13 protein-coding genes are annotated in these 12,866 nt (G+C 61.9%); 11 read left to right on the plus strand and 2 right to left on the minus strand.

Going from position 1 to position 12,866, the window contains the following annotated elements; all coding sequences use genetic code 11:
- Positions 1-142: 142 nt before the first annotated feature.
- The 8 genes from OKW29_RS31825 (at position 143) to OKW29_RS31860 (ending at position 7,304) form a co-directional block, all read left to right on the plus strand.
- Positions 143-1,027: a LysR family transcriptional regulator gene (locus tag OKW29_RS31825; protein ID WP_429293826.1), complete on the plus strand. Its 885-nt coding sequence runs from the start codon at positions 143-145 to the stop codon at positions 1,025-1,027.
- Between the two features lie 122 nt (positions 1,028-1,149).
- Entirely contained in the window at positions 1,150-1,491 is a 342-nt protein-coding gene (locus OKW29_RS31830) for an HPF/RaiA family ribosome-associated protein (RefSeq protein WP_429293827.1), read from the plus strand.
- Between the two features lie 155 nt (positions 1,492-1,646).
- The gene (gene htpX / locus OKW29_RS31835) at positions 1,647-2,558 is read left to right on the plus strand and encodes a protease HtpX (protein ID WP_429293828.1); all 912 of its coding nucleotides are present in this window, start codon (positions 1,647-1,649) and stop codon (positions 2,556-2,558) included.
- A gap of 13 nt (positions 2,559-2,571) precedes the next feature.
- A complete protein-coding gene (locus OKW29_RS31840) occupies positions 2,572-3,648 on the plus strand; it encodes an AI-2E family transporter (protein ID WP_429293829.1) in 1,077 nt (358 codons plus the stop codon).
- 86 nt (positions 3,649-3,734) lie between these two features.
- The gene (locus OKW29_RS31845; protein WP_409258999.1) at positions 3,735-3,857 is read left to right on the plus strand and encodes a YkvA family protein; all 123 of its coding nucleotides are present in this window, start codon (positions 3,735-3,737) and stop codon (positions 3,855-3,857) included.
- A gap of 477 nt (positions 3,858-4,334) precedes the next feature.
- Positions 4,335-4,661, plus strand: a complete 327-nt coding sequence (locus tag OKW29_RS31850) for a hypothetical protein (protein ID WP_187615560.1) — start codon at positions 4,335-4,337, stop codon at positions 4,659-4,661.
- A 1,446-nt stretch (positions 4,662-6,107) separates the two neighbouring features.
- Complete coding sequence (locus OKW29_RS31855; protein WP_429293830.1) at positions 6,108-6,539, plus strand: hypothetical protein; 432 nt, start codon at positions 6,108-6,110, stop codon at positions 6,537-6,539.
- Positions 6,540-6,857: 318 nt separating this feature from the next.
- The gene (locus OKW29_RS31860) at positions 6,858-7,304 is read left to right on the plus strand and encodes a GreA/GreB family elongation factor (RefSeq protein ID WP_429293831.1); all 447 of its coding nucleotides are present in this window, start codon (positions 6,858-6,860) and stop codon (positions 7,302-7,304) included.
- Positions 7,305-7,929: 625 nt separating this feature from the next.
- On the opposite strand, the gene sodB is transcribed toward OKW29_RS31860, so the two are convergent.
- Together sodB and xseA are read right to left on the minus strand one after the other, a co-directional pair.
- On the minus strand, positions 7,930-8,508 hold the full coding sequence (sodB, locus tag OKW29_RS31865) for a superoxide dismutase [Fe] (protein WP_013090345.1): 579 nt from the start codon (positions 8,506-8,508) through the stop codon (positions 7,930-7,932).
- A gap of 215 nt (positions 8,509-8,723) precedes the next feature.
- Entirely contained in the window at positions 8,724-10,103 is a 1,380-nt protein-coding gene (gene xseA / locus OKW29_RS31870; protein WP_429293832.1) for an exodeoxyribonuclease VII large subunit, read from the minus strand.
- A 548-nt stretch (positions 10,104-10,651) separates the two neighbouring features.
- Here xseA and lpxK point away from each other — a divergent pair.
- The 3 genes from lpxK to kdsB all read left to right on the plus strand — a co-directional run bounded on the left by lpxK (position 10,652) and on the right by kdsB (position 12,853).
- Positions 10,652-11,668 (plus strand): tetraacyldisaccharide 4'-kinase, encoded by a 1,017-nt coding sequence (lpxK, locus tag OKW29_RS31875; RefSeq protein ID WP_429293833.1) that lies wholly within the window; start codon positions 10,652-10,654, stop codon positions 11,666-11,668.
- A complete protein-coding gene (locus tag OKW29_RS31880; RefSeq protein ID WP_007180583.1) occupies positions 11,649-11,852 on the plus strand; it encodes a Trm112 family protein in 204 nt (67 codons plus the stop codon). The genes lpxK and OKW29_RS31880 overlap by 20 nt, the downstream gene beginning before the upstream one ends.
- A 206-nt stretch (positions 11,853-12,058) precedes the next feature.
- The gene (kdsB, locus tag OKW29_RS31885; protein WP_429293834.1) at positions 12,059-12,853 is read left to right on the plus strand and encodes a 3-deoxy-manno-octulosonate cytidylyltransferase; all 795 of its coding nucleotides are present in this window, start codon (positions 12,059-12,061) and stop codon (positions 12,851-12,853) included.
- The last annotated feature ends 13 nt before the right edge of the window (positions 12,854-12,866 follow it).

Here is a 12,866-nt window from a genome sequence, read left to right on the forward strand (position 1 = left end):
TGCGAGCGTCGTTGTCCGGTTGAGAAGAAAACGGCTGATTACTGGGTCACAGCCTGTGGAAAGCATGATCGCCTGGCGCCGTATTCGAAAAAACCAGTGATAAGCTGACGGTTGGTTCGGTTTTTTCGAAGTGAGGCCACACATGCTCAACTACCGGCACTTGCACTATTTCTGGGTCGTCGTGAAGGAAGGCGGGTTTGCGCGCGCCGCCGAACGGCTCGACATGGCGGTGCAAACCATCAGCGCGCAGGTGCGCGAACTGGAAAAATCGCTCGGACATCAACTGCTGAAGCCCGCCGGACGCGGCGTCGCGATGACGGAAGCGGGACAGGCGGCGTATGCGCGAGCGGAGGAAATCTTCCAGATCGGGCGCGCGTTGCACGACGAAGTGCGCGAAGCGGCCAGCGGGACCGTCGCGCGCTTCGCGGTCGGCTTGACGGATGGCATTTCGAAGCTGGCCGTCCATGCCATTCTTGCGGGCGCGCTGGACACGCCTTCGCTACGGTTGCTCTGCCACGAAGGCGAAGCTGAAGACCTGCTGGCGGAACTGGCGCATCACCATCTGGATCTCGTGCTGTCCAGCCAGCCCGCGCCGCACAACTCGAATCTGCGTCTATCCAGCGAGCGCCTGATCGCTTCGCCGATCGACTGGTACGGGCCGGCCGCCATGGTGCGAAAAACGCATGTCGATCACTTTCCGCAATGCCTCGCGTCGCTGCCGGTGCTGCTGCCGACGGGGCACTCGTCGCTGCGTTCGCGCCTCGACCGCTGGTTCGAAGCGGAAGGCATCAGGCCACGCGTCGCGGGCGAGTTCGAGGACAGCGCGTTGATGGCGCTGTTCGCGTCGCGCGGCATGGGCGTGTTTCCGCTCGCGGCGTTCGGCGCCGAGCGCAACGATCCCATGCATCGCGGCTTGCGCTGGCTCGGCCGCTCGCCGGAAGTGAAGGAGGAAATACACGCGATCGTGTCGCGGCGCGGGCGGCATCATCCTTTGACGCAAAAGGTGTTGAGTGCGGCGCATGCGTGAGCGCGTTCGTGATCACGAAAAAGAAGGTTCGGTTTTTCCGAAGCTGCATTTCCGTTATTTCTGCTTTTTCCTCGACGCCTCCTCCCCGTACTCTTGAGCCGTACCCACGAAGGAGGTGTCTCATGCAAGTCCTGTTCAAGTCCCGCGACCGTGAAGCCGTCCGTCTGCGCAGCTTCGCGCGCCAACGCATCCGGTTCGTGTTTCGCCGCATGGACTGGCTGATTTCGAAGGCAACCGTCAGCATGTCAGACATCAACGGCCCGCGCGGTGGACTCGACAAACGCTGCCAGGTGCAGGTGCAGACGCCCGATGCGACGCCTGTCGTCGTGACGTCGATCGCCAGAGACTGGCGCGGCGCACTCGATCTCGCGCTGGCCCGCGCGGCGCGTTCGATCGTCCGCAGGCAGCAGGCGCGCATTGCGACTCGGGGTCCCCGTGATTTTGATGCCGTTTACGGGCGATGAACAAGGTACGCGCGAATTCCTATGAAGCCAGATAGCAAACGTCTTGTGCTGAAATAGCAACATTACATAAACCTTTCGGTTATCCGGTGTCAAAGGAGAGTTGAGGGTTCTATGTCACCGCAGTCATTCAGCCAGTTTCCACAGGAGACTTGTGAATGAAAAGAATTTTGCTGTTCCTCGCCACCAACCTCGCGGTGGTGTTGGTGCTTTCGATAGTAATGAATGTGTTGGGCGTCGGCCGCTTCTTGACCGGGAGCGGGCTCGACTTCAATGCGCTGTTCGTGTTCTCGCTGGTGATCGGCTTCGCCGGTTCCATCATTTCGCTGCTTATCTCCAAACCGATGGCGAAATGGGCAACCGGGGCGCGTGTCATCGATTCGCCGCGCGGTTCGACTGAGCAATGGCTGATCGACACTGTACGGGAGCTCGCGCAGCGTGCTCGCATTCGTATGCCGGAAGTCGCAATTTTTGAAGGCGCGCCGAACGCGTTCGCCACAGGGGCTTTCAAGAATTCAGCCCTGGTGGCTGTCTCCACCGGATTGCTGCAATCGATGAACACGGAGGAAGTGGAGGCTGTCCTTGCCCATGAGATTTCGCACGTGAGCAACGGCGACATGGTCACCTTGACGCTCATTCAGGGCGTGGTGAATACCTTCGTGATTTTCTTGGCCCGTGTGGTCGGGTACTTCGTGGACAAGACCTTGTTTCGTACCGAACGCGGTGTCGGTCCCGGGTTCTACATTACCGTTATTGTTTGCGAGATTATTTTCGGCATTCTCGCTTCGGCGATCGTCGCGTACTTCTCGCGCCGGCGCGAGTTCCGCGCTGATGCGGGCTCTGCGCAACTGCTGGCTTCTCCGCGACCGATGATCAATGCGCTGGCCCGCCTGGGTGGACTTGCACCCGGCGAACTTCCGCAATCCTTCAAGGCATCCGGCATCACCGACAAGCCGGGGTGGCTCGGGCTCTTCTCCACGCACCCACCGATCGACAGGCGTATTGCTGTGCTGCAAAGCAGGGCTGCGCGCGGAAGCACCGGCGCGCCCGCAAATTCTCAGCGTATCTAAAGGGAAGGCTTTCATGGACGAGAGCTATCAGATGTCCCTGGTCAAGCGCATCATCCTTGCATTTCTTCTTGGCGGGCTCGTAGTGCTGAGCTACGTAGTGCTGCACCTGTTCCTGGTGCCAGTGGCCTGGGCCACCATCTTTGCCTACGTGACCTGGCCCGCTTATCGCCGCTTGCGCTCGCTTATGCGCGGGAACGCCACCGGCAGCGCGATGCTGATGACGATCATTCTCTCGGTGGCGTTCATTCTGCCGTCAATCTGGCTGATCGTGCTGCTGCGTGACGAACTGACCGCGGCCTACCAGACCGTCGCCAGCTACCTCGCCAATGGGCCGCACAAACTGCCGGAATTGATTGCGCGCGTCCCGTGGCTCGGGCTGTGGCTGCAGGATCTACTGAATCAAGTATCGGCCGATCCGATGGTTTTGCGCGCGCAAATCGCTGAGTGGGGCCGGCAGTGGACCGGGGAGGTCGGCCAGTTAGTCGGCGGCGTGGGTCGCAATGCGACGAAATTGGGCTTTGCCTTGCTGACGCTGTTTTTTATGTACCGGGACGGCGAAAGCGCGTTGGATCAAGTGCGCCACATACTACGGCGTTTTCTGGGCGATCGCCTGGACGCCTATCTCGCTTCTATCGGCGGAACGACCAAGGCGGTCGTCTACGGGCTCGTGCTGACGGCACTGGCGCAGGGCGCGCTTGCCGGCTTGGGTTACTGGGTTGCCGGGATGCAGGCGCCGGTGTTGCTGGCTGCGTTTACGGTGCTGATCGCGTTGATACCCTTTGGCACGCCGTTCGTATGGGGATCGATCGGTGTATGGCTCCTCGTCACAGGAAAAACGATAGCCGGGGTCGGTCTTTTACTCTGGGGCGCACTGGTCGTTAGCTGGGTGGACAACCTGATTCGTCCGCTCGTGATCAGCAGCGCTACCCGGATACCGTTTCTTCTGGTCGTGTTCGGTGTGCTGGGCGGGCTTGCGGCCTTCGGCCTGGTAGGACTGTTTGTAGGTCCCGTCATCCTGGCGGTCCTGATGGCAGTGTGGCGTGGGTGGCTGGAGGAACAGGCAACCGTGGGCACTGGAACACAAGGCTAGCCCAACGCACTGCTGAAGTGATCAACTGCTTGCTGCAATCACTCACGGCGTGGGCAACGCGGCTAAAGCGAGATTTAGTCACGCTTATGTTCGCCAGTCGCGATCCGGCCACGCCGTTGCTTGCGAAATTTCTCGCATTGGCAACGGTGGCATATGCGTTCAGCCCTGTCGACCTTATTCCCGACTTCATACCCGTCCTCGGCATCTGACAGATCTGGTCGTCGTGCCGCTTGGAGTCTGGCTTTGCTTGCGTCTCATCCCGAAGGCTGTCTATCCAACACAATCGCGGAAAGGCCGAAGGCTGGCTAACTGACAACCCGGTAAAGCCAAGAAGCATAGTCGGTCTCGCGACAATTTTGGCTATTTGGGCACTCGGCGCCTGGTTACTGTGGCGTTGGCTTGCTCGCTGAACTGGTCGCACGCCTCGCACGTTGTGCGACAGCTGACGTAGCAATCGGTTGAATGTCCGGTCAAGCCAGTGCAACGGCCGGTCGAATGTCGCCACCACAAGTCAAACGAGTGTCCCTTGATGGCCGGAAAGAGCCCGCACGCGGTGATGGGTCAATATCGGCTGGCAGGGCCCCGGATATGGCAGCCAGGGGACTTGCAACGGTGATGGTCCTGCTATCACTATTGCGTGTACTGGGCTACAGATGCTTTTTGAGCTTCGGATAAGGACGGACGCCGTGAGTATTCTCTGCCGAGTCCAGATTGCCGTAACGATTTCCGGGGTTGTCACCGGATGCGTGTCGCAGCCAATTGGGCCGGCGGTAGCTGTGAAGCCGGGGCGCGACAAGCCATTCACCGTCTTTCTGCGGGACGATGCGCAGTGCAAACAGTATGCGAGAGAGCAGCTGGCGCGCGGCGTGGACACCCGCGCTCAGAGCGATGCCAACGTGTCACGGGCACAACTGAATGTGCAGCAAAGATACTATCTCGCGTACCTGGAATGCATGCGCGCGAAGGGAAATGAGGTGTCGGACGGTGCAGCGCCAACTACGCAGTCTGAATAGGCGATCTTCAATGTGTTGTACTTTCCCAGGTGCATCGGTTACGAGCCCATGCAATTTTCTGGGAAGACTTCCTTCAGCTTTTTGACAAGCGGCCTCGTTGCAAGGGAATTTCTTGACAAATCAGTGCATTGCGACATATTTCAAGCCGCGCGATGCGAAGTGACACCTTTAATTCGGACTGAGGCGAATTGACGTTTTTATTTCGTTCGGACTGGAAATAAAATCCTCAACTCGCGCTGTCAGATCCATTGCAGCGGCTTGATTTGCATAAGGCGACTTGGCGGCCGAAATACAGCCATTGAGAGAAGAAGAGAATCTTTCTAGCCATGTCCCTGCGACCGTGTAACCTGGACCCAGTCAGGCCGGGCTGTCGAACGGACGATGCCGGCGACGGCGACCGGCTCAAGTCGACCCACTGCTGCCGGTGACGCGGTCGCGCATCCACGGGCAGCTAACAGAGTGGTCCGGTCGTCTACGTCGGAGTTCCGAGGACACCAGTTCGCCCGTTGCCGACATTAGGGCGAGCCGGGTTCTGCGTCAGCAATCTGGAAAAGCTAACGGTTGTGACATCCAGCTGGACGCGCTTCCTGCATCAGCAAACTCACACTCTCACAGACGGCTCTGCCGTCTTACCCGGCGTTTCAAGGGGCGCGCGTTGCCTGTGACCGTATTGCGATTTACGGCAGCCGGTATTGGGGCGCGGCAAGAAAGGGACTTTAGGTGCGTTAAGACCGCGCCTAGAGCGGATCGAGCAGCGACTCGGTTCGTAGCATCCGATTCGTGGCCCGAAAGCGATGGTCAACATCACGTTTGTCCTGTCAAATCGCCCGCGAATGCGCCGTCTGTCATGATAGTGGAGCGATCGACCACGCTATAGCGCTGCTGTTTACGTGCGCGGCGAATGCCTCGAAGTTATACCGACAAGATCGGCACGGTCTGCAGGCCGTGCTTGCCGATTTGTCTTTGCATCTCAATGCCGCACGACGATGACGCCAACGAACCTTGCAAAATGCTAACAGGTACGCTCTAATAGGGAGGCCTGCCGCATTCTTGATTACCCCCTGGTCACTGACTCGAGGTCATAGTCATGCTTTTCATCCCGAGTTCTCGCCTCGCCTTTTTCGGCATTCCTGCATTAGCTGGGGCGCGTACGGGCGGGCATCGAAAATCCGAGGCCTTGAAGCCCACACGGAACCGCGCTAGCCGCGCGGATAAGTCAGCACTTCCTTCTGCCCGGCTCTCCGCATAAACCAAAAGTCAGTAAAGCGAGAGCCGGGCTCACCATCTTTCTGTTGACCACCGACGGTACTCCATCACGACTTGCGTGATGGGCGTCCGCCCGCGTGCCGAACAAACTCGAGATCCGTTGCGCTGCCTGTTCGCAGGTCTTTAGCCGCGCGACCGAACAGCGGCGGAATCGGATCGTCTTCGAAGGATCGAGAAGCCATGAGAACGCAAACAAAACGTCTGAATAAGACGCCGACGGTCAGGCAGGAACGCTCCGTCACAATCAGTGGCCAGGATTTGGCCTCGCAGTGGAACGTTTCGCAAAGCAGGCGCATCGGCTCTGTGAGCTATCAGACTGAACATCAGGGCTACCGTTTGACGGCCCGAGCAGAACCCGTGGAGAGTGCGTTGCACGCGGCCCATCTTGTGATCGAAGGGCCGGGCTGCCCGACACAGCGCTGCTTCCACGCGCTGGATTATTTCTACGACCCAGCGCAGGCCTTGCAGTACGCGATCCGATGGGGACGGATATGGGTCGACCACCGGCTTACGAAAGTCGCCCCACAGCGCGTCGTATCGGCAAGCCCGGCAAGCAGCGCCGAACTGCTTTTGAAAGAGGAGCGTACTAACCGGGCAGGTGATCATGAATGAATCGTCAGGCGAAAAAACACTCCGTTTTATTGCTCGGAAGGCAGGAAGTCCAACAGCGGCGCTTGTCTACTGGCTTGACGTGACGGAACCGTCTAGTGAGGCGAGCTTCACCGAGATAACCCGGCGCTTCGCTCCCCTGATGCAGGTCGTCTTTCCTGACGATCGACCCGGTGCGTTCGTCAACCGGAGCGCGTTGCTCGATATACAACATTTGGGAACCATCGATCGGCTCATTTTCCTGGACGGTTCGTGGCTCGACGTATGGAATGACCGCGATTGCGCGGATATCTGTAACCTGTATTCCAGCCGGAGGCACACATGTTGTCTGCCAAAAACATTTCGATCACGGCCATAACCGGCCGCATGGAAGGCCAGCCGGTCGTGTCCGAATCCGACATGGAACGACTCCGGGAATGTGCGCACCTGCCGACGGTGTCACCGACGCAGCGCGCCCTCCTGGACGCCATGGAAGCGACAGCCTTGTTTGTCGATTCCGCCGAGATACCACCGGACGTCGTCACGATGAATACAACGGTCGAATGTACGACCACCGACGGCACTGATACGCATGAATGGACGCTGGTTTACCCGCGCGAGGCCGACTATCAGCGTGGGCGACTGTCCGTTCTCTCGCCGACGGGCATCGCACTGTTGGGTGCGCGTTGCGGACAAGTCATCATGTGCCTTCCGCCGAGCGGCGTGCCGGTTCATTACGTCATCAGGAAGATCCTCCTGCAACCGGAGAGTCGTCGCTTATCAGGCTGATGATATCGGGAGGAGGCAACGAAGAAACTGCATAGCGTCGCTAGCGAGCGCCCCTCAGTTGGCCCCGTGTCGCCCGTTCACTTCCGTTTGATTCGGTTGGTCAAGGGTCAAGGGGGCGCTAGCATGACTGTCCTCAAGCTGCTGTCATTTTTCTCGCTGACGTTAGCGGTGATGTGGATGCTGGGTGGTGGCATCACCGTCTTTACGGCGGTCAATCACAAGATTGTCTACTCAAAACGCCGAGATGCACCGAAGAATGAGTGTCCGGCATCACTCCTGTTGCCATCACGGCCCTGTGGCCGAAAGGATTCACTTATCCGCAGTTCCGCGTCGCTTTCATACGCCAAGGCGAACCGCCGCAGGAGGCCACGGGGAAGGCCGAGATGCTCGCGTTGAGCATCGGGCGGGTTTCGGAGCGGACCAGCCGTTCGAGTGTGCGCTATATGGCTCGGGCGAGCGGCAGAAGCTGGCCGAACTCTGCCCGACGAAAGACGGTCACAAAAAAGCCCTCCAACGGAGGGCTTACATATCACCTACAGTTTCCAAAGTCTATTGCGCGGCACCTTGCCCGTTTTCCAAACTTTGTTGCCGTTTTCCAAACTTTATTGTCACGGAACAGGCAATCTCAAGCGAAGTTTTTCGCTGCGAAGTCCCAGTTGACGATGTTCCAGTACGCCTCGACGAACTTCGGACGCGCATTGCGATAGTCGATGTAGTAAGCGTGCTCCCACACGTCGATCGTCAGCAGAGCCTTCGCGTCGGTGGTGAGCGGCGTGGCGGCGTTGCTCGTCGACACGAGGTCGAGCGAACCATCAGCCTTCTTCACGAGCCATGCCCAGCCCGAGCCGAACGTGCCGACCGCGGTCTTCGCAAACTCTTCCTTGAACTTGTCGAACGAACCCCACTTCGCGTTGATGGCGTCAGCCAGCGCGCCGGTCGGTGCGCCGCCACCTTGCGGCGACAGGCTGTTCCAGAAGAACGTGTGATTCCACACCTGAGCCGAATTGTTGAAGATACCGCCCGACGACTTCTTGACGATCTCTTCCAGCGACAGGTTCTCGAACTCGGTGCCCTTGATCAGATTGTTCAGGTTGGTCACATAGGTCTGGTGATGCTTGCCATAGTGAAACTCGAGCGTCTCTTCCGACATGTGCGGAGCGAGCGCGTTTTTCGCAAATGGCAGCGGCGGGAGCGTATGTTCCATGGTGCTTTCCTTCTCTGTATCTGTTGTGGGGAGTCTGCGGATGACGCTATCGAGCACTCGATTGTAGGCGAGTTGGAATAACCCCGCAAACCAACGGCCTTTATGTCCGGCATGTCGAACACGCCGTGCGCAAGGCCCTTGAGAAGGGCGTGCATGGCGCGTGCCCGGCTCGTCGGAAGACAGTAAGCGGGCGTCACGCGCTCACCGGCGAAACGTCAGAAACCGTCGGTCAGACGCGCCTGCACGTCGGCGAGCGCGACATCGGCCGAGCCTTCGGCGAGATGCATCGTCAGACGACGTCCAGGTTTCAGCGACGACGGCGTGCGAATCGCCCGACCGCTTTGCGCATCGAGCACGGCCGCATAACCGCGCTCGAGCGTGCGCTGTGGACTCAGCACTTCGAGTCGCGCGCTGAGCATGTCGATGCGCGCGACCTGTCGTTCATGCCGGCGCGATAGCGCCGCATTCAGACGCTGCGCCAACACGTTGACGCGCGTGCGCTCGGCCGCGAGATCCGGACGCCAGCGTTGCCAGCGCATCTGCAGCAGCGAAAATCGCGCACGAGCGTCGCGCACCGGCCGGGCGCCCGCCGACGCGAGCCGAACGCGCAACTGCTGCAGATGCGTGCGCTGCCGAGCGAGCCGCTCGGCGGGCGACACGAGCCGGCGCGCCAGCCAGTCGAGCTGCTGCGCGCGCCGCTCCATCATGCGGCCGAACGCGCGCGCGAGCGTCGCGTGCCGATGATCGAGTTCGCGCAGCAGCATGACGCGCTGTGGACTGACGAGTTCGGCGGCACCGGTCGGCGTCGGTGCGCGTACGTCGGCGGCGAAATCGGCAATCGTGAAATCGGTCTCGTGACCGACGCCGCTCACCACGGGTATGACGCTTTCCGCAATCGCGCGCGCGAGCACTTCTTCGTTGAACGCCCACAGATCTTCGATCGAGCCGCCGCCGCGACACACGATCAGCACGTCGACCTCGCGGCGCGCGCCAGCCGCCTCGACCATCGCCGCGAGCTTCGCGCTGACGCCCGCGCCCTGCACCGGCGCCGGATAAACGATCACCGGAATATGCGGCGCGCGACGCGACAGCGTCGTCAGCACATCGCGCAATGCGGCCGCCTGCAACGACGTGACGATACCGATCGCGCGCGGATGCGTCGGCAGCGCGCGCTTGCGCTCGGCGGCGAACAGCCCCTCGGCCTCGAGTTGCGCCTTCAACCGCAGAAACGCTTCGTACAGACGCCCCTGGCCGGTGCGGCGCACCGCTTCGACATTTAGCTGCAGTTCGCCGCGCGGCTCGTACATCGTGACGAGCGCGCGCACTTCGATGCGATCGCCTTCGCGCGGCATGAATTCGGCGTACTGAGCTCGACCGCGGAACATCACGCAGCGCATCTGCGCCTGTGCGTCCTTGATCGAGAAGTACCAATGGCCGCTCGCGGCGCGCGTGAAGTTCGACACTTCACCCGCGACCCAAACGAGTGGAAACGAGCGTTCAAGCATCGTGCCGATCGCGCGATTGAGCGCGGAGACGGGAACGACGACCTCACCGCCAGGTGTGGCCGTAGAAGCAAAAGGATTTTCGGGGTTCATGCAAGGAATAAATAGCGCTGGCCGGACAGACGATAGACCGAGCGAAGAGCGGCGTCCAGCCGGAATCGCAGGATTGTTAAAAGTGTCCACATGGCGGGAACCGCCTGACGAATTCCGCCAGAACGCCCGCCAACGTCAATAAATTCCTGGCAGAGCCTTGATTTATATGGCGTTTGCATCTCGATAGCGAGCGAGTACTACGATCCAAAGCGCACGGAATGGCCCTTCGGGACGATCGGACAGCAGGTTCTCCACAAAGTTATCCACAGACTGTGAGCAACCGCACATAGCGTGGAGCGGCGTGCGTTGGACCTTACGCGACTTGCCGGGCGGGACGCCCGCGCGCTACAGTGCCGGGTTCGACGGTATGTCGATCGCGCAGCGCGGCGGAGAGCTTGCCGGCCCGAGGCCACTGGGCGCGGGCCCTTTCGGCGCGCCGCTCGCACCTCATTTTTCGACCCGTATTCGCATTCGATTGCCCGGAGAACCGCGTTGATGTTGACCCCGCGTAGTGCGCACGGCGCGCAGTCCGTGCTCGCAACCCGCCCATGAGCGAACTCAGCGACCGTTTCGGAGCGCGCCTCGCGCGCGAATGGCAGCAACGTGGACCGCTCGCCTGGGCACTGACGCCGCTCGCCTGCGTGTTCGGCGCAGTCGCGGCCGCGCGCCGCGCCGCGTTTTCGCTTAGCTGGCTCAAATCGGTGCGCGTCGGCGTGCCGGTGGTGGTGGTCGGCAACGTGACGGTCGGGGGCACCGGCAAGACGCCGACCGTCATCGCGCTCGTCGAAGCGTTGCGCGCCGCGGGCTTAACGCCCGGCATCGTGTCGCGCGGCTACGGCGCGCGCGTGAGCGCCCCGACCCAGGTCACGCCCGGTTCCTCGGCACGGGTCGGCGGAGATGAGCCGTTGCTGATCGCGCGCCGCACCGGCGCACCCGTGTGGGTCTGTCCGGACCGCGTCGCCGCCGCGCAGGCGCTGTGCGCCGCGCATCGCGACGTCGACGTGATCGTCAGCGACGACGGCTTGCAGCATTATCGCCTCGCGCGCGATGTCGAACTCGTCGTGTTCGATCACCGGCTCGGCGGCAACGGTTTCCTGCTACCGGCCGGGCCGCTGCGCGAGCCGCTGTCGCGCCGCCGCGACGCGACGCTGATCAACGATCCGTATGCGCGCACGCTGCCCGCGTGGCCGAACACGTTCGCACTGCAGCTCGCCCCTGCCGACGCGTGGCATCTCGACAATCCCGCACTGCGCCGCCCGCTTGCGCAATTCGCCGGTCAACGCGTGCTGGCCGCGGCCGGCATCGGCGCGCCGGAACGCTTTTTCGCGACAGTGCGCGCGGCCGGCCTCGCGCCCACGACGCGCGCGCTGCCCGACCACTACGCGTTCGAGCGCAATCCGTTCACCGACGTCGACGCCGACGCGATCCTGATTACGGAAAAGGATGCGGTAAAATTGGGGGCCTGGCACGACGCGCGCATCTGGGTAGTCCCGGTCGAAGCCGCGCTTGATCACCGCCTCACTGCATTAGTTGTGGAGAAAGTCCGTGGACGCTCGCCTGCTTGAAATCCTCGTCTGCCCGATCTGCAAGGGCCCGCTCAGCTACGACCGCGCCGCGCAGGAACTGATCTGCAACGCGGACAAGCTCGCCTATCCGATCCGCGACGGCATTCCCGTGATGCTCGTCGACGAAGCGAGGCAGACCGTCGAAGGCACGCCGGTCGATCTGAATCCAGGCTCGGTCGCCTGACCCGCCGCGTCGCGGCACCGAGGCGCCGCGACGTCTCGCTCGCGCGCGGGTCAAGGCAGGCTTCATCGATGCCACCGCCCCCTCCCCGCATGCGCTCCAATATCGATCCGCAGCCGTTTTCTCCGCTCCGGCTCATGTCCGACCCTGCGTGAGCGTCGCGCGCGCAGCCTCTTCCTCCGGCCTGATCGCCGCCCGTTCCTGATCCGATGATCCACACCACCCCTCATCCGTTTATCGCCGTCGTGCCGGCCCGCCTCGCGTCGACGCGTCTGCCCAACAAGCCGCTCGCGGACATCGGCGGCAAACCAATGGTCGTGCGCGTCGCGGAGCGCGCGCGCGAATCGGGCGCGCAACAGGTGCTGGTCGCGTCGGACGCGCAGGAAGTGCTCGACGCGGCGCGAGACCACGGCTTCGACGCGGTACTCACGCGCGCCGACCATCCGTCGGGCACCGACCGTCTCGCGGAAGTGGCGACGCGTTTCGGCTGGAGCGACGACACGATCGTCGTCAACGTGCAGGGCGACGAGCCGCTGATCGACCCGGCGCTCGTGCGCGGCGTCGCCGCGCATCTGGCAACGACGAGCGACTGCGCGATCGCGACGGCCGCGCATCCGATCACCGATCCCGCCGAAATTTTCAATCCGAATGTCGTCAAGGTCGTGCCCGATGCGCGCGGCGTCGCGCTGTATTTCTCGCGCGCGCCGATCCCGTGGGCGCGCGACGCATGGCAACCGCACTGGCCCAACGTCGCGTCGATGCCGACGCCGGCCGCGCCCGCCGTCGTATACCGGCACATCGGCCTGTACGCGTATCGCGCGAAATTTCTGCGCACGTACCCGAGCCTCGCGATCTCGCCGATCGAGCAGGTCGAAGCGCTCGAACAACTGCGCGCGATGTGGCATGGCGAGCGCATCGCGGTCCTCGTCACGCAAGACGTACCGTTGCCGGGGGTCGATACCCCCGCCGATCTCGCGCGCGTACGGGCCTTATTCGGGTCTTGAGCGCGGGAAGCCG

The sequence above is a fragment of the Paraburkholderia sp. CI3 genome, from assembly GCF_050436505.1.
Taxonomy (GTDB): Bacteria; Pseudomonadota; Gammaproteobacteria; order Burkholderiales; family Burkholderiaceae; genus Paraburkholderia; species Paraburkholderia tuberum.

Coding starts and splice junctions, on each gene's coding strand:
- OKW29_RS31825 (WP_429293826.1), top strand. CDS start 143: ATGCTCAACTACCGGCACTTGCACTATTTCTGGGTCGTCGTGAAGGAA.
- OKW29_RS31830 (WP_429293827.1), top strand. CDS start 1,150: ATGCAAGTCCTGTTCAAGTCCCGCGACCGTGAAGCCGTCCGTCTGCGC.
- htpX (WP_429293828.1), top strand. CDS start 1,647: ATGAAAAGAATTTTGCTGTTCCTCGCCACCAACCTCGCGGTGGTGTTG.
- OKW29_RS31840 (WP_429293829.1), top strand. CDS start 2,572: ATGGACGAGAGCTATCAGATGTCCCTGGTCAAGCGCATCATCCTTGCA.
- OKW29_RS31845 (WP_409258999.1), top strand. CDS start 3,735: ATGTTCGCCAGTCGCGATCCGGCCACGCCGTTGCTTGCGAAATTTCTC.
- OKW29_RS31855 (WP_429293830.1), top strand. CDS start 6,108: ATGAGAACGCAAACAAAACGTCTGAATAAGACGCCGACGGTCAGGCAG.
- OKW29_RS31860 (WP_429293831.1), top strand. CDS start 6,858: ATGTTGTCTGCCAAAAACATTTCGATCACGGCCATAACCGGCCGCATG.
- sodB (WP_013090345.1), bottom strand. CDS start 8,508: ATGGAACATACGCTCCCGCCGCTGCCATTTGCGAAAAACGCGCTCGCT.
- xseA (WP_429293832.1), bottom strand. CDS start 10,103: ATGAACCCCGAAAATCCTTTTGCTTCTACGGCCACACCTGGCGGTGAG.
- lpxK (WP_429293833.1), top strand. CDS start 10,652: ATGAGCGAACTCAGCGACCGTTTCGGAGCGCGCCTCGCGCGCGAATGG.
- kdsB (WP_429293834.1), top strand. CDS start 12,059: ATGATCCACACCACCCCTCATCCGTTTATCGCCGTCGTGCCGGCCCGC.